This is a genomic window from Marinobacter alexandrii, assembly GCA_039984955.1.
In the GTDB taxonomy this organism is placed as follows: domain Bacteria; phylum Bacteroidota; class Bacteroidia; order Cytophagales; family Cyclobacteriaceae; genus Ekhidna.
The window spans coordinates 1881002-1903415 of record JBDWTN010000007.1 but is presented as its reverse complement, the minus strand read 5'-3'; the positions used below and the strand labels follow the sequence as shown (position 1 = coordinate 1903415).

Genomic DNA, 22414 nt, shown 5'->3' with positions numbered 1-22414 from the left:
AACCGCTATTTGTTATATTATTATTTATTAATATTGACAAATGACGCAAAGACGATAAATTATTTGTGTTTACCAAGTGATGATAAAAGTGCAACGATCACCACCATTTTTTCTGGTTTCTTTGGTCGTATCAAGCTGAACCTTTGGCATTAATGAACCTTCTGGCTTAAACTGCCTTGCTATCTGAAGAATTATTCCTTCTTCAAACTTGCTTGGATATGGCGTGTGACATACCATAATCGCTTCCTTATTGACTCCATCAAACCGTACAAGTTCGAAATGACCAATCCCTTCTGTCATTACACCAGTATTGGGATCAAACATTGCTTTACCATTTTTTTTGTGGTTCATATGGTAGGCAACATCAATTGACCTGAGTGCACTTTCCAGTCCATCCATTGGGGGAAATTCTGTCTCTGACATAACAGATTTGCCAATTAGAAAAAGATTCATTTCTCCTACATTTTCTCCTAACTCTTTGAAAGCGTTTAGAAAATTTTGCAAGTCATAATCTTTACCCTCTTCTAGATGATCTATTCCGTATTTATTTAAAATCGTTGTTTTCTGCTTAGAGGCTATAAAACCACCTTGCATAAAAGGAGAGATTGCGCTGGTAGTTATGCCATTTTCGAATGTTTGATACTGAGCCATAATTTGGGTTGCTGATTAGTTAATGATTTTGATTTGATTCTCAAATTATTAGAATTCTTTGAATTTATTGCAAATACGTCTTTTATTCGAAGGAAAATCGATTTTTTTCGATGAACATGGAGAAATTTCTGGGTTCTTTTCCTGTGAGGAATTGTAAGTCTTGTGAGTAGAATGCATATAGATTTTCACTAACTTTCTTATAAATCTGCTGTAGCATATTGATTAGCCAATCAGGTAAATTATTCCTTGTCATAACCTGTTTTGACTCTTCTAGTGAAATAGGAATATACTCGTAGTGTTTTTTTAATTTTTTACTGAATAACATGGCTATTTCGTACATATCAAACGATTCTTTACCTGTTAAATGGAATACTTCTACACCTTTTTGTATAGAGTCTTTGATCAAAATTTCACAGGCCGCAGATGCGACATCATTGACATCAATATAATTCACAATTCCGTTACCTACCGGTAAATGCATTTGATTGTCGCTTGGCGGATAGTGATTGAGAAAATTCTGCATAAAGAAAGTAGGCCTTAAAATAGTCCCTGGTAAATCATTGGAACGAAGTAATTCCTCACATCTCAATAAGTTCTGGCTCAACCAGGTATCTGGTGCTATTTTCACTCCAGCTCCACTTATATACACATACCGAGCTACACTACTATCTAAAATAGCGGTGTTGATATTTGCCATTTGATCAACCATAAGAGGTGAATCAGGTATTAGAATGAATAGATTCTCAACATTAGTAAGCGCAGCTTGTACGGTGGAAATATCATCATAGTCAACATGGACTGATTCAATATCTTTCATTGATTCAGGCAACTCACTTTCTGGTTTTATTCCGATGCAAAAATCTGCGTTGCGATTTTTTAGCATTTGAGCAAGTGGATAACCTACGTTTCCCGTTGCTCCCAAAACAAGTATTTTATTGAACATAGCTGTATCAAGCAGTTTTCGGAACTGATCTCGATAAATTAAAGATAATGTTTTAACCATTTCTTCAAAGCATAATGACAAATAATGTTTTATTTCTGCTCTACATCGGGTATATAATTTGAGATTTTATGAAAGGTGAGTAGCTTTATATCACACAAATAATACAAAATCATGAAGGTATTGATATTCTTAATTTCTTCATTTTGGACTTGCTCGGTATTTAGCCAGAACCTTATAGGTGCTTGGGTGTGGACTGAACAAGATGAAGACGGGAAGCAAATCAAAGGAGTAGTAACGTTCACTGAAAGCTATCAAGTAGCTGCTTGGTTTGATGCTGAAACAGGAGCATTTATAGAAACTAATGGGGGGACCTGGGAGCTAGATGGAAATACCATGGCAGAAATGCCTGAGTTTAATTCTAAAGATGCTGATAAGGTGGGAAAGCCAATTTCTTTTGAAATTGAATGGGATGGAAATGATCGTATGCGCATAGCAGGGACAGAAAGATGGGCAACACGTGTTGATGCTGGAGACCCAGGGAACTTAGCAGGAGCATGGCTTATTTCGGGAAGAATGAGGAATGGAGATTTGCAACCAATAGATGTTTTTAGTCCCAGGAAAACCATGAAGATTCTTTCTGGAACTCGTTTTCAATGGATTGCCTACAATACAGAAACCAAAGAATTCAAGGGAACGGGCGGTGGTACCTACACCACAGTTGGTGGTACCTACACCGAGAATATCGAGTTCTTTTCACGAGATGATAGTCGCGTTGGAGCAAGCCTTGAATTTGACTATGAATTGAAAGATGGTGAGTGGCATCACTCAGGAAATACTAGTCGCGGCAAGCCGATGTATGAGATTTGGAGTCTTAGAAAGTAGTTACCTTATTTCAAAGCTATCCATCAGTTGCTGCGCAACTCCTATGTAGTTATCGTATTGATTTTGCTCAGCAGTAAACGTTAAAATGTATGCATTTCCCCCAATCACCCAGTAGTATTGCTGAAACTTAAGCTTGTACTGTCCCATAGTTCCAGTGTATATCATTTGGTGATAGCCATCTTTCTTTTCACTAACCAAAAGATTCCCATCAACGATCATAGTTGTGATCTGATTCTCAGAAAGAGAAACAAAATCTACCAAGTCTAGATTTTGAGAGGATATGTCTTGAATGATCAGGTTTACATTTTCCCTAAACTGATCGCCTTGCATGCCGGCGGGCGAGAATAACCCAAATGCCATCCCCATTTGACCCGTTTGATTGACTTCCCATGTAGAAGGGTATTTAATGGAGTACTGATCAGTAGCTAGTGTCTCAAATTCTCCTTGTCCAAATAATACGGTTGTGAAAAAGATGAAAGCAACGACAAATAGATATTTCATGATTTTATTTTGACCAATTATCTCTCAGGGTTATGGTTCTATTAAAGACTAAGTTATCTGGAGTTGAATCCTCATCCACTCGAAAATAACCAATCCGCTCAAACTGCATTTGATCACCTACTTTGGCATTTTTTAAGGATGGCTCAAGTACAGCTTTCGTATTTACTGTCAGTGAATCAGGATTGAGATGGTTTTTAAAATCATCCTCTATGGTATTTAGGTTCTCTGTTTTGAACAGCCGATCATATTCTCTTATTTCCGCTTTTAGGGCATGTGGTACAGAAACCCAGCCGAGTGTACCTTTCACTTTTTTTCCACTGGTATCCTGTCCGCTTCTTGTTGCAGGATCGTATTCAGCATACAATTCTTCGATAGTGCCGTCATCCGCTTTTTTGAACCCTGTGCATTTGACGATATAACCAAACTTTAATCGTACTTCGCGATCTGGGCCCAATCGGTACCATTTCTTTGGGCTTGGTGGATCTTCCATGAAATCAGCTTGGTCAACATAAAGCTCTCTAGTGAATGGCATCTCTCTAGTGCCAGCCGATTCATCTCCTGGATTGTTAACGGCGGTCATTACCTCTGTTTTGTCTTCAGGCCAATTTGTTATAATGACTTTTAATGGATTCATGATGCCGAATACGCGGTTAGTCGTGGCATTTAGATCTTCTCTTATGGCATGCTCTAAAAGAGCGATATCTGTGATGCCATTTCTACGTGCTACACCAATTGTATCTGCAAACTTACGGATGGAAGCAGGAGTAAATCCCCTTCTTCTGATACCAGATATTGTGGGCATTCGAGGGTCGTCCCATCCATTGACATGACCTAGTTCAACTAACTCACGAAGGTTTCGCTTACTGACAATAGTATATCCAAGGTTTAGTCGGGCAAACTCAGTTTGCTTGGAAGGGTAGATTCCTAGTTCGTTGATCAACCATTCATACAATGGGCGGTGTACTTCAAACTCTAATGTACAAAGCGAATGCGTTACTTTCTCGATTGAGTCTGACTGACCGTGTGCAAAATCGTATGTAGGATAAATGCACCACTGATAGCCCGTACGGTGATGAGGCAATTGCTTGATTCGATACAAGATGGGGTCGCGCATGTGCATGTTAGGAGAGCTTAGATCGATTTTGGCTCTTAATACTTTCTCTCCATTGCCAAACTCACCTGATTTCATGCGAGCAAAAAGATCGAGATTTTCTTCTACTGATCTATCACGAAAAGGACTCGGCTTTCCTGGCTCAGTGGGGGTGCCTTTGAGTTTCCGGAATTCCTCAGCGGAAAGATCATCAACATAAGCTGATCCTTTCTTGATGAGTTGTGTAGCCATTTCATATAGCTGATCAAAATAATCTGAAGCATAATGTTCACGATCATCCCACTCGAACCCTAACCATTTGATATTCGATTTAATTGACTCAACGTACTCCGTTTCTTCTTTTTCTGGATTGGTATCATCAAAACGGAGATTACACTTTCCGTTATACTTTTCAGCTAACCCAAAGTTGAGACAAATAGATTTGGCATGGCCAATATGAAGATAGCCATTTGGCTCGGGAGGAAATCTTGTAATAATCGAGTCATGCTCACCCTCTTTCAGGTCCTTTTCGATCATTTGCTCGATAAAATTCAATGGTTTCTTTGCCTCGTCCATGGTTTGAGATTAAAGAGCAAAAATAGGATGATGTGAGCCAAAGAACCTATTCAGTTTTGAAAAAGGCGTTGATCAAGAATCATAGGACGTGCATCTATGAATTTGATTTGCATATAATCATCATGCATAGGATTCAATAGATAGTTGTATTCGCTGGAAATAATGGCACTGGGTACTTTCAGACAGAGTTTTTCAGATTGTATAAACTCCCTACCTATATCAACTGTACTTGAGTTGAAGGGGAATGTATTCCACGTCTTGGGCACCTTTTTAATGGTTTCAACCGATAGATGATCTGGAAATTCTAGTTCTACACAATAGAGATTACCTCTAAGTTTATCCCCTGATAGATTAGCAATTGTTTCAAGAGCAGCTAGTGATAAGCTCTGCGAGGTGTAAAGCATTCTTACTCCTTTTGGATTCCATCGCCCACCATGCAACATTGCTCCTGTACCAGACAAATCTCTTGCGTATGCTTTTGAAGTAATTCGATACAAGATCATTAGGAATAAACGCCGTGTTCAATTCTTCCTAAAAGATCATTGATCATAGAGATACCCGTATCATTATTCATAAACTTAATGGGCTTTTGACCTCCTAGAGAAATCAAAGATGAATGAAGCCACTCTTTGAAAGCAGAAGATGAACCGAGAACTAAATTTCCATGCTGATATAATGAAGCGATTTGTAGTACACGATCACTAACGGCTGGACTCAGTAAGTCTTTTTCTTTTGTCTTTTCGATAGTTCTTTTTGAGACGGGAAGCAAGGCAGAAAACTCAGTTAGGTTTAATCCAGTATCTGATACAATAACTAAGAAATCAGATTTTGAAATGCCCTCTGAAGCTTTTCTATATCTGGCCGCCGGATCATTCAGTATATTTTCCACACACAATTTTACGAATAATTTCGCATTTAGTTACGAAATTATTCGTAAAACATGATCATTCATTTCTCAAACCTATAACAGGATTGGCTTTTGCTGGTGTCACTACTGAAAGTGTTATAATAACAATTGCCACGGTTGAAATAAATAGCCCGCTTGCCAGGCTTGTGAAAGGAGATACAATAACGTAATAGCGGTACAACATACTTAATACCATCTCTGATATCAAATAACCTAGCGCGCATCCAATGAATATGGAGATTGAGAGCACATAAAAGAAGGACTTGTTGATTTTAATTAGAAGCTGTTTCATTGATGAGCCTAAAACTTTGCGTATGCTTATTTCTTTGATGCGCTTCGCAACATTCAATTTGGATAAGGAGAATATACCGGCAACACTCAAGAATCCTCCGAGTATAGCCATTGCTAGAAAAATGACACGCAAATTCTCTGTATCTCTTATTGCAGATCCATAAGCTAAGTCCTTTTGCCAGCTACCTTCATAAGGTCTATCCACCTCTTCACTCCAAATAGCCTTGAATTTACTTTCAATTTCACCCTTGTCTCCACTTCCTACCTTGGCAATTAAAAATCTATATTGATTCACTTCTGAGTATAAGTATGCAGCAGGTTTGTCTTCCGAGTCTAGATATACATCTTGGATAAGATTGGCACTTACACCGACAATTGTTTTTCTATCGTCACCAATCTTCACTACTTTATTCAACGGATTTTCATTTCCAAAATATTGCTTTACGAATTCCTGATTTACAATAATTGAATTCTGCTCGTCTGCTTCACTGCCGGAAATGAATGATCGACCTAGCGTAATAGGCACTTCCATCAGAGCTAAGTAGCCCGCGCCCACTGTATAGGTTTGGAGTTCATATGAGGAAGTGTCTATTTCTAACAATTTTCTTCGACTAGAACTACCAAATCTTTGAATATGGTTAAATGTTCCTACAGTTTGTATGTCTGGAATTTGATCAATTTTTTGTTTGATTTTTTGATAATCGGATTGATCGGGAAGATCTAATGTGTAGATGCTTTCGTTAGCATAACCTAGGTCTAGGTCATCAAGAAACTGCAGATTGTTGGAGAATGAAAAGGCGGCTGATAAGACGGCAATAGAAAAACTGTATTGCGCGACAGTCAGTGTTTTATTGATCCAACCAACACCCCGTAGTTTCACGGACTTTCGCATGATGGCTACTGGTTGAAACTTCCAGGCATAAAGCGCTGGCATTATCCCTGCAACAAGCGTTGTGAATATTAAGAACCCTAGCACAAAGAGAATAACACCTGTGAGATCTATATCTTTTATTAGAAAAGTTTCTCCAAATAACCCCATGATTGTACTAGAGGTGTAGTTGATCATTGATAGCCCAATGATGAATGCAAGAGCACATACTATCCCCATTTCCATAAGAAACTGAACCATAATTTGCCGATTTTCAGAACCTAAAGTTTTTCTAATTCCAATTTCTTTCAATCGTTTAGATACCATGGCAATGGAAGAGTTGGCTAGATTAAAACATGCGATGAGAAAGACCATAGAAGCTAATGAGGTAAAAATGATTTTTACAACGACATCTAACCGAGTATTAGAATTGGTTCTATACATATCACTGTCATTATGAATAGGACTTAGAAATGGAACTAATTCAAAGCGTGTCATTTTTAACTCTTCATGGTTCTCATTCTGCATGGGAACATATTTATTCAAGTTTGATGTAATGACTTCTGATTGCTCTGAAGATGTTCTTATGAAATGACTAGTATAAAAATGTCTGGACCAGTCATTCATATCTAAATTCAGAGCTCGTTGATAATCATTTAGATTTATCATTATGTGAATATCAAAGCTGGAATTGAGTGGAATTCGTTCAAATACGCCAGCTACGGTAACTTCAATTTTCGAATTATTCGAGACGTAGATCGATAATTTTTTTCCTAGAGCTACTTCATTACCGAAAAAGCGCTTAGCTGCAGGCTTTGTTAAATAAGCAACAGGTTTTTGGCCAAATTCGGCAAATGAGCCATACCAAAGGGGTATTTCAAACATCTTAAAGAAATCTGACGAAACAACTCCTATAGAGCTCTCTAAATAGTCTGTTCCAAATTTGATAGTCATGGGCTCATCAAAGAAGCTACTTACCTGCTTTACGCCGCTGAACTCATTTCTAAGTACTTGGTCGAATGCTATAGGAGAAAGTTCATTTCTTCTTTCGCTTCCGTTTTCGAAGGTCATCGAGTTGACGCGATAGATATCTTCCATATTTTTGTAGAAAGAATCAAATTCAGAATTGTACGCAAACATTGTATACACGAAAATGCACATGCTGAGCGCCAGCCCTAATCCTACTACATTGATCATCACAGACCACTTGTTTTTCCATGAATGCCGCATGGCCAGCTTGAAATAAGATTTGAATAATGGGTACATAGTATTAGTCTTTTGAGTTTTCTTTTTTGAATAGCTGCGATAGCATCTGAGAACATTCCACCAGAAAAAAAAGCGTGCCTTCCATACGGATGAGCCTTTATCTATCCTCAAGTAGAAGAATTCTTCTAAATCTCCTTCGAGTTCTTCTTGTCGTTCTGATTTACAATACCAGCGAAAGAATTTGAGTGCTAAAGCCGGGGGCCGATGTAGTCCTTTTTTTGTCATCAGCCTTTGCTCCAGTTGAGTGCTTTATCCGGAATTTGATAGCGCAATCTCTCTCTCAGAGAAGACAGCTCATCCAATGCTGTTTGAGCATAAGGAGTTAAATAGAAAAGCCTTTTTCTCTTTCCACCACGTTCTGATGTTGCCTCACTCATTTTGGATTCTAAAAACCCCTTGTCCTCCAACCTATAGAGCACGGTATGAATAGCGCTCACGTTAATCTTTTTGCCAGTTTGTTTTTCGTACTCCAGTACAATGTTGACCGAATAGGCCTGATCATACAGCACGCCAACCAGCAGCAGAACTAATTCTTCGAAGTTTCCTAGTTTGATATCTTTCATTTATTTCACAATTGTCAGTATTATACTGGTGCGAAGATAATAAAGTTTCACTTTTGTCAGTAAAATATCTATTCATGAAATTTTTTAATGCTAGATGATAGAAACATTCATGGAAATTAAAGAGGATGAGATTGCTGTCATTCTAGCTTTATTGTATGAAAACAATAGGTCTGATCGGAGGGATGAGCTGGGAATCTTCCAAACTATATTACGAACTCATCAATAGAAAAGTGAAAGAAGAGTTAGGTGGCTCTCACTCAGCAAAGAGTGTCATGGTCTCGGTTGACTTTGATGAAATTGAGAAGTTGACTTTTGCAGGTAAATGGGATGAGATTGGTGAAATGATGGCAAAAGGCACTAAGCAACTTGAAAGTGCAGGAGCTGATTTGATTGTGTTATGCACCAACACCATTCACCTTGTAAGCCATTTCATTACTGATGCAACGAATATTCCCTTTTTGCACATTGCTGATGCTACTGGGCAAGCTATAAAAAAGGAGAATGCAAGAAGAGTAGGTTTACTGGGAACCCGCTTTACAATGGAAAAAGACTTTTACTCCAAAGTTCTTCTTGATAATTATGAAATAGAAACGACCATACCCAATGAATCCGATCGACAAATTATTCATGATATTATCTACAATGAACTTGTAAAAGGAGAGATCAAGTCAGCATCTCGAAATGAATGTAAGAGAATAATCAGGGAATTGGAGAAAGAAGGAGTGGAAGGCATCATATTGGGATGCACAGAATTACCATTACTTATTTCATCTAATGATGCGCAGGTTCCTCTATTTGATACCACAAAAATGCATGCGTTTGCAGCAATAAAAAATGCACTTAACTGAACATTAAGAAAATTCAGATCCTATGAATAGGACTACTGGGTGAGTAAACTCACCGAATTCCTTGAGCTATATCATATGCATGCCGAAGTGTGTCATTTAGATTGCTATCTTATGAAATGCTTACTTAGAACGCTTTTAGCCCTATTTTTTCTAATAGGCACCATGTGCCAAACATTCTCGCAGGATGCGAAGGAGATCATACGCAAGACCGATCAAAAGCGTAGAGGGGATGCGGCGACTGCTGAAATGACCATTAGTATCATAAGACCTACTTGGAGTCGGGACATGGATGTGAAGAGCTGGTCTAGAGGCACGGATTACTCTCTGATATTGATCACTTCTCCGGCCAGAGATAAAGGTTCAGTCTTTTTGAAGAGGGATAAGGAAATTTGGAACTGGCTCCCTTCCATCGAGCGAAATGTCAAACTCCCTCCCTCGATGATGATGCAGTCATGGATGGGGTCGGATTTTACCAATGATGACTTGATCAAGGAATCTTCTGTAGTAGATGATTATACACATAAAATACTGGGTGATTCTGTGATTCAGGATCGTGAATGTTGGGTGATTGAGTTGATCCCAAAGGAAGATGTGGCGGTGGTTTGGGGGAAGGTGCTCAATTGGATTGATAAGGATGAATACATTGAGCTAAGAAGTGAAATGTATGATGAAGATGGGTACCTGGTAAATGAGGTGAACTTTCTGGAGATTAAAGATCTGGGTGGAAGAATGCTACCTTCAGTCATGGAGTTTATTCCTGCCGAAAAAGAAGGGCATAAAACGGTGATTCGCTACCATCAGGTAGACTATGATGCACGAATAAGTGAGAATTTCTTTTCGTTACAAAGTATGAAAAGGGTAAAGTGATGATCTTGAAACTGGCATGGCGAAATCTCTGGAGAAACAGGAAGCGAACGGTTATCACATCTGCGTCTGTTGTTTTTGCTGTTTTACTTGCCATTTTTCTCAATTCTCTCAAGGAAGGTATCCTTGTCAAAATGCAAGAGAATGTTGTAAGCTTTTATTCGGGCGCCATTCAACTGCATCAAGATGGATATTGGGATGATCAAACCATCAACAACACCTTTGAAGCTGCAGAAAATCTTGTTGACAAAATGATTGCTCATGAAAATGTTATTAGTGTCGTACCTAGGCTGGAATCGTTTGCGCTTACTGCTTCTACAGATAATTCCAGAGGGAGTCTAATTATCTCCATCGATCCGGAAAAAGAGCGATTGATCACCAAGATTGATCAGAAGATTGTAGTTGGGGACTTTATTCAGAAAGATGATCAAGCAGCTTTGATTACGTTAGGTCTGGCAAACTATCTTGCGCTTGACGTAGGAGATACCATTGTCATCATCGGACAAGGGTATCATGGAGTAAGTGCTGCGGGAAAGTATCCGGTCAAAGGAATCATTGACTTTGCTTCACCTCAGCTAAACAAGAGCATAGTGTATTTACCCCTGAAGGAAGGACAATGGCTATTTGGAGCGACTGATCGATTGTCGGCACTTGTACTACAGGTGGACAATATCAATGACTCAGAAGAGACAGCAGCTGATCTTGAACAGCTCGCCGGAGCTAAATATGAGGTGATGAATTGGAGTATTTTACTACCGGAGTTGGATCAGTTTATTGAGGGTGAGCGTGCTGAAAATGTCATATTCCTCTTTGTGCTCTACTTGCTTATTTCCTTTGGCATTTTTGGCACCATTCTGATGATGACCATGGAGCGCAAGTTCGAGTTTGGTGTGCTGGTGGCTATTGGGATGAAGAAGCTAAAGCTTTCTTCGGTGGTTGTTCTGGAAAATATTTTCGTTTCCCTAATGGGAGCATTTGTAGGAACACTTGTCAGCATTCCTTTGATTGCTTACTTCAACGCCTACCCTATCAAGGTAACTGGGGAGCTGAAAGAGGCTTACGAAAATTACGGATTTGATCCGGTTTTTTATTTCTCCATCGAGCCAAAAATTTTCTATTCTCAAACGCTGGTGGTGCTGATCATCGCTTTGGTGCTTTCGATCTACCCGATGTTGAAAATTAATCGACTTGATGCAGTAGAAGCAATGCGGGATTGACCATGATGCATTAAAGAAAATGATATGTTAGCAGTACTTGCATGGAAAAATATTTGGAGGAACAAGGTGAGAAGCGGAATCGTGATTGCCTCAGTTGCTTTGGGCCTTTGGGCAGGTTCCTTCATCATGGCATACGTATTTGGGATGATGGATCAGCGATTGAAGGATGCGATAGAGACGGAAATTAGCCACATGCAACTGCATCATCCAGATTATCAGGAGGACAATGATCCAAAATTTACGATCTCAAATAGTTCACAAACAATGAAGTCGCTTGCCGATCATCCTTCCGTGCATACGGGGGCAGGTAGGGTTTTGGTTTTAGGAATGATCAACTCTCCAACCGCATCAGTAGGTGCAAAATTAATAGGAATAGATCCTGAAAAAGAGAACCAATTGACCAAACTGGAGGACTTTATAACAGAAGGGGAATACCTTAATGCTGGTGACAGGAATAAGATAGTTATTGGAGAAAAGCTGGCCAAGAAGCTAAAGATAAAGTTGAGGTCAAAAGTTGTCTTAACATTTCAAGACACAAACAAAGACATAGTTGCAGGAGCTTTTCGGGTGAAGGGAATCTATAAAAGTCATAATTCGGCGCTTGAGGGACTAAATGTCTATACACAAGGAAAAGACCTGTCTAAACTTTTGGGGGATGGATCAGACTATCATGAGATCGCTATACTGCTTAAAGAAGCGAAACAGCTAGAGGACTTGCAAAAAGAGTTGCAACTAACTTATTCTGACTTGACCATCGAGTCCTGGAAAGAACTATCGCCCGAGTTAAGTATGATGATTGAAACCATGGATCAATCCATGATCATATTTCTGATCGTCATTTTGGTGGCCCTCTCCTTCGGTATTATCAATACCATGCTAATGGCAGTCTTGGAGCGCGTACGAGAAATAGGAATGTTGATGGCTATAGGAATGAACCAAATCCGTCTGTTCGGGATGATTTCATTGGAAACCATTTTTATGGTCATGATAGCTGCTCCTTTTGGCTTATTGCTGTCATATGCGACTATTGAATATTTAGGAAAATATGGCTTAGACCTATCAAGCATATACGCGGAGGGTTACGCCCAATACGGATTCAAATCAATGATTTACCCCGAATTAGCATTTGAATATTATATCAGGATCATGGGGCTAGTACTTGTCACTGCGATACTGTCATCGATTTACCCGGCAATTACAGCATTGCGACTGAACCCAGTCACGGCGATTAGAAAAATTTGAATGATATGAAGAAAGAACTTGAAAATCACGAAAACTGCATTATTCACACAGAAGATCTCACCAAAGTATATGAAGGTGTAGTACCTGTGAAAGCAGTAAATGATGTACATCTACATATTGAGAAAGGAGAATTCACCGCTCTTGTGGGGCCATCCGGTTCTGGTAAAACCACCTTGCTAAATCTGATTGGAGGACTCGACAGTCCAACAGCTGGGAAGATTTGGCTTCATAATCAAGATATCACTCAACTCTCCAAAAATGAGTTGATCGATTTCAGGTTGAGGAATATCGGTTTTGTTTTCCAGGCTTATAACCTTATTCCAGTTTTGACAGCCAAAGAAAATGTGGAGTTTGTCATGTTATTGCAAAAGGTCCCTGATGAGGTAAGGAATCAACGGGTTCATCAGCTTTTGGAAGAAGTCGGTCTGCTCGATCAAATGAATAAGAAACCAAGCAAGCTTTCGGGTGGTCAGCAGCAACGAGTTGCAGTAGCTCGAGCGCTAGCATCTAAGCCGCAGTTCGTTTTAGCTGATGAACCTACGGCTAACCTTGACTCTAAAACGGCTGGTAAGCTATTGGATATCATGGCTAAATTGAATCATGGTGAGGGTGTCACCTTTGTTTTTTCGACACATGATCAGCGAGTAATAGACCGGGCGAGAAGAGTGATCACCTTAGTCGATGGAGCAATCGCATCAGACAAAAAGAAAGAAGTACTAGAAGCGGTGTGAAAAAGCTGCTCATCATAATGCTGGCTTTTTTGATTTACATTCCAAGTTGGAGTCAAAAACAAGAAAAGGAGAAGAACTGGTGGATAAGAGGGTATGTCAAGGATCTGGTAAATGTGAATATCTCCAACGACTCTACCACCTTTGACAACCTGATACACAATCGCCTTAATTTCAAGTGGTTTCCCAATGATGAAATCAATGTAAAGATTGAACTGAGAAATCGATTTTTCTGGGGTGAGACAGTGAAAAGTATTCCGAATTATGGGAAATTAGTCGATGTTAATAACGACCATTTTGACCTATCTGCCATGAATGGTAAGAATAGCATCTTAGGCCATACAATGGTCGATCGCGCTTACCTTGAGTGGTATAAGAATGATTGGGAAGTTCGAGTTGGACGTCAGCGAATTAATTGGGGAATCAATGTAGTTTGGAACCCCAACGATCTTTTCAACGCTTATTCCTTTTTTGATTTTGATTATGAAGAACGACCTGGAAGCGATGCTGTAAGTATTAAAAAATATACGGGTGTAGCATCAAGCTTGGAATTAGCCAGCAACACTGCTGGTGAATTTGATGATATGGTTATAGCAGGCAAATGGGCTTGGAATAAGTGGAACTACGATTTTCAGTTGCTGGCTGGAAAGGCAAGAGAAGACTATACAGTTGGTTTTGGATGGGCGGGAAACATAAAAGATGCTGGATTTAAAGGAGAGTTTACTTATTTCTCACCTTACACAGGGAAAGGAGATGAAGCATTACTTTTTACAGTCGCTTTGGATTATTCATTCGAAAGTTCGTTTTACATCAACGGTTCGTTGCTTGTTAATACTGCTGCTTCAGTTACACCCGATTTCCAGGAAAACATCAACCTTTTTGCTACCGATCGAATTACTGCCAAAGAACTCTCCCCTTTCCGCTATGCTACTTTTCTGCAAGCAAGCTACAGTTTTCATCCACTCATAAATGGGGGAGTAGCCACCATTTACTATCCAAGTAAAAGGGATGCGCTTTTTATCAATCCATCCGTAACATTTTCCGTGAAGCAAAATCTGGATCTAGATCTGATTTCTCAGATTTATTACGACAAGTTTTTTGACGACTATAAGGTTCAGGCAAGGCTCATATTCATTCGATTGAAATGGAACTTCTGAAATAGATCAAATTTAATCTTGTTAGCACTTGCGTAAGACAACTGGAGTGGCTCTATTTTGTGCATATACATTACATCGGTAAATAGGAACTAATAAAAATGATAGGAACGTATTAATTTGATGAACAAGATAACTGGGTCATAACAATCTTATGTAAACCTTTCGTTTTAGTAAAAACATAAGCGGTAAGCTGGATTTGATAATATGGCTGCAAGTCCTGAAAAAAGTTTAAAAATTAAGATATGGCTGATCTTGTCTATTGCAGCGGTAATCGCTGCAGGAGCTATTTTATGGACCACCCACAAGTTTGATCAGCTTTCAGGGTCTATTTACCAGCTAAGTCAACCAAATGAAAAAGTAGCACTGATCAACTCAACCTTTCAAGATTTTATTTCTGCTGAAAACTATATTCAGAACTATATAATTACAGGAAATATATCTGCAGCAAGAAACTATCAGGGGCTAATTGATAAAACCCGTCTGGGCATTGATCAGTTAGCGACTCTGAATCGAAATGATAGTGCCCAATTGAAAAGAATAGATTCTCTGGATGTAATTCTTCAAAAGAAGATTGATTATCTCAATAAATTCTTCGTACTCAAAAGGCAAAGGCAATCGATCGCTTTTACCACACTTGCAAGGGAGCAAATAGAAGCTTCTACTACAGATACTTCTGTGCTGGAGCAGAAAGTATATTCTAAAACAGATATTTCTGGAAGCTTAAAGCCCATCGAAAAAAAGCATATAATCAATAGGGAAGATACCTCTAAGGGTTTTTGGAGTTCAGTAAAAAGACTTTTTGGAAATTCATACATAGTAGATACCGTCACCAAAGTAGAATACGATTACTATACGTTTGAAAGAACTTCTCATGATACGGCAACTATTAAATCCTATTCTCCAGATTCTGTTTTGCAGCAAGTCAAAAAGATACTGACTGAGACAGAGGGAAAAGAAGTGCAGTTTCTCCAAAACCTGACAAGACAGGAACTGGCAATGATTGAACAGGATCAGATATTTATGAAACAGATCAGATCCATTATAACAAATCTGGATAAAAGTGAACGTGAGGCAGCAAACGCCAGACGCAAGAGTGCATTCATCCTGGCTACAGATTCGACCAGGGTAATTGTGATCATAGGTGTAGTCAGTTTGCTAATAGGAAGTATCTTATTCATATTTATCACGAAGGATATCACGAAGGCATCTTACTTGAGAAAGCAACTGGAAATAGCTAAATCAAAAGCGGAGAAACTTGCCAACATAAAGGGAAGCTTTCTCTCCAATATGAGTCATGAAATTCGTACTCCTTTAAACAGCATTTTAGGATTTACCAAGATTTTAGAAAATACCAGTCTTTCTGGTAGTCAGCAAAAGTATATGCACGCTGTAAGCGGTTCTTCAGGCTACCTAATGGAGCTCGTAAATGACATTTTGGACTACTCGAAGATCGAATCGGGAAAACTTCATATCAATAAAACGCCATTTTCTACTGAGAAGTTAAAAAATGACATCAAAAAGATGTTTTTGCTAAATGCTGAAGAAAAAGGTCTTAAACTAAAGCTAACAGAATCCAATGAATTGCCACAATGGCTTCTGGGAGATGCTTTTCGAGTCAAACAAATCATAAGCAACCTACTTAGCAACGCCGTAAAATTTACCAGCTCTGGTCATATAACTGTGACTTTTGATGGACATTGGTATAAGGAGAAATTTTACTTTTCGGTTATTGTCTCGGACACAGGAATTGGTATCGCGAGCGAAAAATTATCTGCCATATTCGATGTGTTTAGTCAGGAGGAAAATGATACTGCAGACAGGTTCGGAGGTACGGGATTGGGTTTGGCGATCTGCTACAGGCTAACAAAGGCTATGAAAGGAAGCATTCATGCCGAAAGCAACAAGGGAAAAGGCAGTAGTTTTAAAGTTGTCATCCCTATGGTAAAAGTAGATGAGCGATCTTTGCCTGAGGTTCTACCATCCGAAGAGATTGGGGAATTAAATCTCCCTAATGCATACATAGTATTGGTGGAAGACGATCACTGGAATGCTCTACTGCTCAAAACGATTTTGACCCGGAGAAAGGCTCAAGTGAAAGTTTTTCATAATCCTCTTGATGCGTTAGGCTTTTTACAAAAGAATGAAAAGCAAGTTGATTTGTTGTTTACCGACTTGAAGATGCCTGGAATGAGAGGTGAAGATTTAGTAAAATCATGTCGCAAAAATGGATTTGACAAACCTATAGTGGCGATTACAGCACATATCCAAAAAGAACAAAAGAATGAAGTTTTGTCTATGGATATACAAGCTATCTGCAGCAAGCCTTATGAAGAAGAAGAAATAGATCTGGTTCTTGCAGATCTATTGCCTGATAAGGCTGTAAAAGAGAGTGTTAGTAGTAAAGAAAAAGGTGAACAAAACGTTTCTAACATTGACCTTAGTGATCTTAAAAAATTTGCCGGAGATAACCCAGCATTGCTGAAAGAACTACTAGCAGAGCTAAAAACCAATAACCAAAAACAATTGGAGTCATACAAGTACTTGCTCGATCAGGAAAAATGGCTAGAATTAGCGGAGCTGACTCACCGGATGATACCTACTTATGAACATACGAAGCAGCATCACATAAGCGAACTGTTAAGATCAATTGAGCTATACGTTGAAATTTCAAATTTTGATCGAGCTAAAGAACTGGCCAATGAAGCTATCTTAGAGCTAGAAAAAGCAATTAGAAAATTTGAAGAGATCAATGATCAATATCATATTTCTTAAGCTTCCTATACAAAGTCTTTCGATCGATATTTAGTGTTTCTGCTGCTTTGCTCTTATTGTATTTAGCGGCCTTCAGTACTCGGATAATGGCTTCTTTCTCAGTCTCTTTCTGAAGAGCTTTTAAATCCTCTTTGTTAATATTTTCTCGATTCGTCCCTGCTGTTTTTTCATTACCATCTTGAATGGAATTTTTTATCTCTTCTGGTAAGTGAGATAAGGTGATTTTATCTCCAGTGCTCAGCAATACACACCTTCTGATAATATTTCTTAGCTCACGAAGATTTCCCGGCCAGTGATAATTTTTAAATATTTGCATTACGTCAGATGAAATTGCCGGCGCATCTTTATTCAATTCGTTTGAGGACAGGTGTAAGAAATGATCCACAAACTTTTCAAAATCCTCTATTCGTTTCCTGAGAGGTGGAATTTTCAAAGTAAATTCATTGATTCGGTGGTATAAATCGAGGCGAAAATCAGTTGTCTCAGAGGTATCCATCAGAGCTTCGTTAGTGGCCGCCAGTATTCTTACATCCACGGAGATGTCTGTATCATCCCCTACTTTACGAATTTTCCGCTCCTGCAATGCACGAAGTAGTTGTACCTGTACCTCATAACTGAGATTTCCTATTTCATCTAAAAAAAGCGTACCACCATTTGCAAGTTCAAAAGCTCCTTTTTTATTTTGTGATGCGCCTGTAAAAGCTCCTTTTATATGTCCAAAAAGTTCACTGGGAGCCAGTTCTTTAGAAAGAGCACCACAGTCCACAGCGAAGAAGACGTTACTTTTTCGCTTACTTTTTTGATGAATCATGCGTGCGGCATATTCTTTTCCAGTACCACTTTCACCTAAAATCAGCACGCTCATTTTAGTAGGTGCTACTAACTCAATATGCTGAATCAGCTCCCGACCTGATTCATTATCTCCGGCGATGTACTCATTGGCGCTAGCTTTATTTTCTTTACTTACTTCCTGCTTTTTGTCCATTGAGAGCACTCGTTGCACAAGCAACAGCAGTTCATCAGGATTTACGGGTTTAGTCAAAAACTCATAAGCTCCCAACTGAATAGACTTTACAGCAGTTCGCACGTCACTGTAAGTGGTCATAAGAATTACAGGAAGATTAGGCTCTTTTTTTTTGATTTTTTCAATGAGTTCCAACCCATTAAAATCAGGCAGCTTGTAATCAGTTAAAACAAGATCAAAAGAGTTATTATCTAGTGCCCTCAGGGCAGATTGCGACGAATGAGCAGCCGTTGTTTCAAAGCTATTCCTAATTAGAAATGTGATGAGCATTTTATTGAAAGAAGGATCATCATCTACAACTAATATTTTAGCCATATGCTAAGCTCATTTACTTTGAGTAAGTAAACAAAAAAAGCTTAGCAATGTCTGCTAAGCTTCATAAAAAGGTGCAATGAATCTCGTACTTTATGAACCTATTTTAGTCTTTTCCAGATACTTTCCGTTTGCATCATATTTTAATGACCACTTCTCGTTTTCGTAAGTAACCACCAGCATGTAGTTAATACCTTCTTTAGCACTCACTTTATATGCTTTTTCAATTTTTATGCCTTCAAAATCTTTCTTGAATGAATCCTGCACCACTTTTGGAACATCCTTTATAGCAATCTGCTCTTGTTGATCTTGCTGAAGCTCTGTGTTTGCTGGTTGATTTGAATCTTGTGCTTTCATCGATATAGTACCTGCAAACACAAACATTGCCACTAGTAAAAGACTTTTAGCTATTAACTTTTTCATAATCGTAATAATTTTAGTTTCGAATAATTTCTATAACTGATATTACAATAATGTGCCAACGTAGCGGGATAAATATAACTGACTATTTATCAGGAAGTTATATAAATATTGTTATCATTTCATATGGTACACAGTCTGTTGACAATGGTAACACTCTGAGGCACATGTCTACAAAATGTGACAAAAAAAATTAGATGTCATCTACAATTAGTATTCGCTAAATACAGAAACTCAATTATGTGATTTTATTACATCGGCAAAACCGAATCTAATATTTATCGTATATTACTTTGGCAAAAGCGGAACAAATAAATGAAACCGGGAATAGTATTATGAAAGGAACATCACTTGGCGAGTTTGAAGAACTCTGTCTACTGGCAGTCGGTATTCTTCAGGAAGATGCATATGGCGTGTCAGTAAAAGAGGAGGTAGAGAAGTTTTCTTCAAGAAAGTCAACACTGAGTACTATTCATTCTACTCTCATAAGACTCGAGAAAAAAGGATTCTTAGAGTCAAGAATGGGAGGAGCTACCGAAAGTAGAGGAGGTAGAACCAAGCGTCTTTTCGAGATCACACTCTTAGGAAAGAAAGCTATAAATGAAGCACGTCAGCTGCGTGAAAACATGTGGCAGCATATGCCGCAAATACTTTGGGAAGGAGGTCAATCATGAAAAATGGAACTCCCCCAAAGTGGGCCGTCCGACTGGTAAAATGGTACAGTCACCCTTACTATACGCAGGAAATAATTGGGGATCTAGAAGAAATGTTTACCATCTGGAAACAAGAGAAAGGGATCTTCAAAGCAAAATTATTCTACGTGTGGAATGCTATTCTTTTCATACGTACCTACAATAGTAGGCTTTCTAATCAATCAATAAGCTTTAATCAACTAAGCATGATAAAACATTCAATAAAACTTTCACTAAGAAACATCCGCAAGCATAAAGTCTACAGCTTGGGAAACATGATGGGTTTGGCTATTGGAATATCTATAAGCTTGATCATTTTCATCCACATCAATCACGAATTAAGTTTTGAAAAAGAGTACGCTAAGCATGATAGAATTTTCCGTGTGTCTTCTAGTAAAGATTGGGCTCAATCACCACCGTCATTTGCTGAGGAACTCAAGTCTTTCTTCCCTGAAATAGAAGATGTAGCTCGCTTTGCGAAGTATGGAGGAAACGCCTCTGTGATTGGGACAAAAGAAAAACAATTCATTTCAGAGGGAATTTTTCAAGCAGACGAATCTGTAATACACGTTTTTGACTTGAATTTTTTACAAGGATCTAAAAAAGGATCTCTAGATAAACCTTATACAGTCGTCCTAACTAAAAGCATCGCTTCAAAGGTTTTTGGAAACGAAAATCCAATTGGGAAATCTATAGAAATTAATGAAGAGAAACGAAAATTTGAAGTCACAGGGGTGATTGCTGACCTTCCGGAAAAGTCTCACCTAAAGGCAGAAGTCTTGGTTTCAATGCCTACTTTTTATGAGCAGATTCCCGAAGACTGGACAGGTTCACGTGGGTGGATGGTGATGTATTCCTATGCACTTCTGGACGATCAGAAAAGTGTTACAAAATTGAGGCAAAGGATGTCAGATTTTACCGTGCACTATTTCAATGAGGAGGCTGCTGAGGAGATGGCTTTGAATGGTCAATTCTTTGAAGTCATGCCTTTGACAGATATCCATCTAAAGTCAAATAGGACAGGTGAAATGGGACCAAATAGTAGCATCACATATATCTACATTTTCGGGACGCTTGCCATTTTCATCATCATCATAGCCAGTGTCAATTTCATTAATATTTTCACAACATTAGCCTTTAAGCGTGTGAAAGAAATTGGGTTACGCAAGATTGCAGGGGCACAAAGGAAGCAACTAGTTTTTCAATTGCTGCTAGAAGCATGTGTCACGGCGATGCTTGCCGCTACGCTCGGATTGATCTTATGCCTGATATTCCTACCATACTACAATGCATTGGCCAACTTGACCATTACATGGGTTGAGCTTATTGTCTCCACGAATATTATGCTCATTGCCTCGCTAGCTATTTTACTTGGCGTGCTTTCCGGAATGTATCCTGCGCTACTTGTTACCAGACAAAAGCTTTCCGAGTCAATTGTAAAGAATGTCAACCCCAAGGCTAGTATTTCCTTGTTCAGAAAGGGATTGATTGTATTTCAATTTACTCTCTCGCTTTTCATACTGATCTCTACAATGGTGGTCAATCGTCAGATGAATTTCATTAAAAAGAAGGATTTAGGATTTGATACTGATCAGGTAGTTACGCTTAAAACTTACGGAAACTTAGGAAAAGAAATTCGCAAGAACCATCGATCTTTTTTTGCATCGCTTAAGCAAAATTCAAACATCAGCGAGGTTTCACTTGCATCCAATGTAGTGGGCGAACCATTAAGCAGAGAATATTTTAGACCTGCGGATGCTGATCCCGAAGTTGACTATGGTGCGACCCATATGCTATGGACCGATGAGGCTTATTTGGATGTAATGGGAATGGAACTGATCGAAGGCCGGAATTTTAGAGCTAAAGTGGATACGTCTGTCGTTTTTCTGGTAAGCGAACAAATAGCTAAAAACTGGGATCGCAATATGGTAGGAACGATTGCTCAATATAGAGATGAAAAAGGACCCATTATTGGAGTATTCAAAGACGTGAATCACTATTCACTACACAGCGATGTGGCACCATTGGCCATGTGTCTTAAGCCATCTTGGGCAGGCAACTTGTTGTTTAAGATCAACGGCGAAAATCCAATTGAAACCATGGAATACATTGAAGCTAGTCTGAAGGAAAAATCACCGAATGCGATTACTCAGTTTAGTTTTGTCAATGACAGACTTCAACAGCTTTATGCCAAGGAGAACAATATGTTTTTTGTATTCAAGTCTTTTTCCATATTGGCACTTATCATTTCATGCCTAGGCCTGTTAGGCATTGCAGCCATTGAAGTGCAAAGGCGAACCAAGGAAGTTGGAATCAGGAAAGTGCTTGGTGCTTCAGCTAGTGAAATATTGATCCTTCTAAGTAAACAATTCTCTCTTATGCTGGCAATTGCGATACTGGTTGGGGTTCCGGTCAGTTATCTGTCTTCGGAGAAATGGCTATCAGATTATAGTTATCGAATAGATCTGAGTGCTTGGGAATTTGTGGTACCGAGCGTCAGCCTCATTATCATTTCGATGCTTGTTGTATCTCTGCACTCCATTAAGGTGATACGATCAAACCCTACTGAATCACTCAGAAACGAATAAATTCTTGTTTAC

At 38.9% G+C, this 22414-nt stretch carries 20 protein-coding genes; 10 read left to right on the top strand and 10 right to left on the bottom strand.

All coding sequences use genetic code 11. The features are described 5' to 3' along the window. Nucleotides 1-69: 69 nt before the first annotated feature. Nucleotides 70-651 (bottom strand): hypothetical protein, encoded by a 582-nt coding sequence (locus ABJQ32_14620; protein ID MEP5290882.1) that lies wholly within the window; start codon nucleotides 649-651, stop codon nucleotides 70-72. 82 nt (nucleotides 652-733) lie between these two features. Continuing rightward, nucleotides 734-1654, bottom strand: a complete 921-nt coding sequence (locus tag ABJQ32_14615) for an NmrA family NAD(P)-binding protein (GenBank protein ID MEP5290881.1) — start codon at nucleotides 1652-1654, stop codon at nucleotides 734-736. Nucleotides 1655-1765: 111 nt separating this feature from the next. On the opposite strand from ABJQ32_14615, the gene ABJQ32_14610 reads away from it, so the two are divergent. Further along, a complete protein-coding gene (locus ABJQ32_14610; GenBank protein ID MEP5290880.1) occupies nucleotides 1766-2476 on the top strand; it encodes a hypothetical protein in 711 nt (236 codons plus the stop codon). Here the strand turns inward: ABJQ32_14610 and ABJQ32_14605 are convergent, their stop codons facing one another. Genes ABJQ32_14605 through ABJQ32_14580 form a run of 6 tightly spaced genes read right to left on the bottom strand, consistent with a single transcriptional unit; the run spans nucleotide 2477 to nucleotide 8538 of the window. Further along, nucleotides 2477-2977 (bottom strand): hypothetical protein, encoded by a 501-nt coding sequence (locus tag ABJQ32_14605; protein ID MEP5290879.1) that lies wholly within the window; start codon nucleotides 2975-2977, stop codon nucleotides 2477-2479. It abuts the gene before it with no gap. A gap of 4 nt (nucleotides 2978-2981) precedes the next feature. After that, entirely contained in the window at nucleotides 2982-4643 is a 1662-nt protein-coding gene (locus ABJQ32_14600; GenBank protein ID MEP5290878.1) for a glutamine--tRNA ligase/YqeY domain fusion protein, read from the bottom strand. Between the two features lie 50 nt (nucleotides 4644-4693). Continuing rightward, nucleotides 4694-5146 carry an RES family NAD+ phosphorylase gene (locus ABJQ32_14595; protein ID MEP5290877.1) on the bottom strand — a complete coding sequence of 151 codons (453 nt, stop codon included), beginning with the start codon at nucleotides 5144-5146 and terminating at the stop codon, nucleotides 4694-4696. Next, the gene (locus ABJQ32_14590) at nucleotides 5146-5532 is read right to left on the bottom strand and encodes an antitoxin Xre/MbcA/ParS toxin-binding domain-containing protein (GenBank protein ID MEP5290876.1); all 387 of its coding nucleotides are present in this window, start codon (nucleotides 5530-5532) and stop codon (nucleotides 5146-5148) included. The genes ABJQ32_14595 and ABJQ32_14590 overlap by 1 nt, the downstream gene beginning before the upstream one ends. Nucleotides 5533-5587: 55 nt before the next feature. Further along, nucleotides 5588-8200 (bottom strand): ABC transporter permease, encoded by a 2613-nt coding sequence (locus ABJQ32_14585; GenBank protein MEP5290875.1) that lies wholly within the window; start codon nucleotides 8198-8200, stop codon nucleotides 5588-5590. Continuing rightward, the gene (locus ABJQ32_14580) at nucleotides 8200-8538 is read right to left on the bottom strand and encodes a hypothetical protein (protein MEP5290874.1); all 339 of its coding nucleotides are present in this window, start codon (nucleotides 8536-8538) and stop codon (nucleotides 8200-8202) included. Before ABJQ32_14580 ends, ABJQ32_14585 begins: the two co-directional genes overlap by 1 nt. Before the next feature lie 155 nt (nucleotides 8539-8693). Between ABJQ32_14580 and ABJQ32_14575 the strand changes: the two genes are divergently transcribed. The 7 genes from ABJQ32_14575 to ABJQ32_14545 all read left to right on the top strand — a co-directional run bounded on the left by ABJQ32_14575 (nucleotide 8694) and on the right by ABJQ32_14545 (nucleotide 17366). After that, the gene (locus ABJQ32_14575; GenBank protein ID MEP5290873.1) at nucleotides 8694-9386 is read left to right on the top strand and encodes an aspartate/glutamate racemase family protein; all 693 of its coding nucleotides are present in this window, start codon (nucleotides 8694-8696) and stop codon (nucleotides 9384-9386) included. A gap of 111 nt (nucleotides 9387-9497) precedes the next feature. After that, on the top strand, nucleotides 9498-10253 hold the full coding sequence (locus ABJQ32_14570; GenBank protein MEP5290872.1) for an outer membrane lipoprotein-sorting protein: 756 nt from the start codon (nucleotides 9498-9500) through the stop codon (nucleotides 10251-10253). After that, nucleotides 10253-11467 (top strand): FtsX-like permease family protein, encoded by a 1215-nt coding sequence (locus ABJQ32_14565; protein MEP5290871.1) that lies wholly within the window; start codon nucleotides 10253-10255, stop codon nucleotides 11465-11467. The genes ABJQ32_14570 and ABJQ32_14565 overlap by 1 nt, the downstream gene beginning before the upstream one ends. A gap of 24 nt (nucleotides 11468-11491) precedes the next feature. Further along, the gene (locus tag ABJQ32_14560; protein MEP5290870.1) at nucleotides 11492-12709 is read left to right on the top strand and encodes an FtsX-like permease family protein; all 1218 of its coding nucleotides are present in this window, start codon (nucleotides 11492-11494) and stop codon (nucleotides 12707-12709) included. Nucleotides 12710-12714: 5 nt separating this feature from the next. Beyond that, entirely contained in the window at nucleotides 12715-13440 is a 726-nt protein-coding gene (locus ABJQ32_14555) for an ABC transporter ATP-binding protein (protein MEP5290869.1), read from the top strand. Next, nucleotides 13437-14594, top strand: a complete 1158-nt coding sequence (locus ABJQ32_14550) for a hypothetical protein (protein MEP5290868.1) — start codon at nucleotides 13437-13439, stop codon at nucleotides 14592-14594. Before ABJQ32_14555 ends, ABJQ32_14550 begins: the two co-directional genes overlap by 4 nt. 204 nt (nucleotides 14595-14798) lie before the next feature. Further along, nucleotides 14799-17366, top strand: coding sequence for an ATP-binding protein (locus ABJQ32_14545; protein MEP5290867.1), 2568 nt, complete (start codon nucleotides 14799-14801; stop codon nucleotides 17364-17366). Here ABJQ32_14545 and ABJQ32_14540 read toward each other — a convergent pair. After that, nucleotides 17341-18705: a sigma-54 dependent transcriptional regulator gene (locus ABJQ32_14540; GenBank protein MEP5290866.1), complete on the bottom strand. Its 1365-nt coding sequence runs from the start codon at nucleotides 18703-18705 to the stop codon at nucleotides 17341-17343. The two genes, ABJQ32_14545 and ABJQ32_14540, sit on opposite strands and share 26 nt — an antisense overlap. 90 nt (nucleotides 18706-18795) lie before the next feature. Next, nucleotides 18796-19125 (bottom strand): hypothetical protein, encoded by a 330-nt coding sequence (locus ABJQ32_14535; protein ID MEP5290865.1) that lies wholly within the window; start codon nucleotides 19123-19125, stop codon nucleotides 18796-18798. Between the two features lie 332 nt (nucleotides 19126-19457). Here ABJQ32_14535 and ABJQ32_14530 point away from each other — a divergent pair, with 332 nt between their 5' ends. Together ABJQ32_14530 and ABJQ32_14525 are read left to right on the top strand one after the other, a co-directional pair. Then, entirely contained in the window at nucleotides 19458-19796 is a 339-nt protein-coding gene (locus tag ABJQ32_14530; protein MEP5290864.1) for a PadR family transcriptional regulator, read from the top strand. Beyond that, nucleotides 19793-22402, top strand: a complete 2610-nt coding sequence (locus ABJQ32_14525; GenBank protein MEP5290863.1) for an ABC transporter permease — start codon at nucleotides 19793-19795, stop codon at nucleotides 22400-22402. The genes ABJQ32_14530 and ABJQ32_14525 overlap by 4 nt, the downstream gene beginning before the upstream one ends. Nucleotides 22403-22414: the final 12 nt, after the last annotated feature.

What these genes read in the sequence shown, in the direction of transcription:
- ABJQ32_14600 (MEP5290878.1), bottom strand. Translation starts at nt 4,643, where the DNA reads ATGGACGAGGCAAAGAAACCATTGAATTTTATCGAGCAAATGATCGAA.
- ABJQ32_14585 (MEP5290875.1), bottom strand. Translation starts at nt 8,200, where the DNA reads ATGACAAAAAAAGGACTACATCGGCCCCCGGCTTTAGCACTCAAATTC.
- ABJQ32_14565 (MEP5290871.1), top strand. Translation starts at nt 10,253, where the DNA reads ATGATCTTGAAACTGGCATGGCGAAATCTCTGGAGAAACAGGAAGCGA.
- ABJQ32_14610 (MEP5290880.1), top strand. Translation starts at nt 1,766, where the DNA reads ATGAAGGTATTGATATTCTTAATTTCTTCATTTTGGACTTGCTCGGTA.
- ABJQ32_14535 (MEP5290865.1), bottom strand. Translation starts at nt 19,125, where the DNA reads ATGAAAAAGTTAATAGCTAAAAGTCTTTTACTAGTGGCAATGTTTGTG.
- ABJQ32_14605 (MEP5290879.1), bottom strand. Translation starts at nt 2,977, where the DNA reads ATGAAATATCTATTTGTCGTTGCTTTCATCTTTTTCACAACCGTATTA.
- ABJQ32_14595 (MEP5290877.1), bottom strand. Translation starts at nt 5,146, where the DNA reads ATGATCTTGTATCGAATTACTTCAAAAGCATACGCAAGAGATTTGTCT.
- ABJQ32_14545 (MEP5290867.1), top strand. Translation starts at nt 14,799, where the DNA reads ATGGCTGCAAGTCCTGAAAAAAGTTTAAAAATTAAGATATGGCTGATC.
- ABJQ32_14525 (MEP5290863.1), top strand. Translation starts at nt 19,793, where the DNA reads ATGAAAAATGGAACTCCCCCAAAGTGGGCCGTCCGACTGGTAAAATGG.
- ABJQ32_14580 (MEP5290874.1), bottom strand. Translation starts at nt 8,538, where the DNA reads ATGAAAGATATCAAACTAGGAAACTTCGAAGAATTAGTTCTGCTGCTG.
- ABJQ32_14540 (MEP5290866.1), bottom strand. Translation starts at nt 18,705, where the DNA reads ATGGCTAAAATATTAGTTGTAGATGATGATCCTTCTTTCAATAAAATG.
- ABJQ32_14555 (MEP5290869.1), top strand. Translation starts at nt 12,715, where the DNA reads ATGAAGAAAGAACTTGAAAATCACGAAAACTGCATTATTCACACAGAA.
- ABJQ32_14530 (MEP5290864.1), top strand. Translation starts at nt 19,458, where the DNA reads ATGAAAGGAACATCACTTGGCGAGTTTGAAGAACTCTGTCTACTGGCA.
- ABJQ32_14615 (MEP5290881.1), bottom strand. Translation starts at nt 1,654, where the DNA reads ATGGTTAAAACATTATCTTTAATTTATCGAGATCAGTTCCGAAAACTG.
- ABJQ32_14570 (MEP5290872.1), top strand. Translation starts at nt 9,498, where the DNA reads ATGAAATGCTTACTTAGAACGCTTTTAGCCCTATTTTTTCTAATAGGC.
- ABJQ32_14575 (MEP5290873.1), top strand. Translation starts at nt 8,694, where the DNA reads ATGAAAACAATAGGTCTGATCGGAGGGATGAGCTGGGAATCTTCCAAA.
- ABJQ32_14620 (MEP5290882.1), bottom strand. Translation starts at nt 651, where the DNA reads ATGGCTCAGTATCAAACATTCGAAAATGGCATAACTACCAGCGCAATC.
- ABJQ32_14560 (MEP5290870.1), top strand. Translation starts at nt 11,492, where the DNA reads ATGTTAGCAGTACTTGCATGGAAAAATATTTGGAGGAACAAGGTGAGA.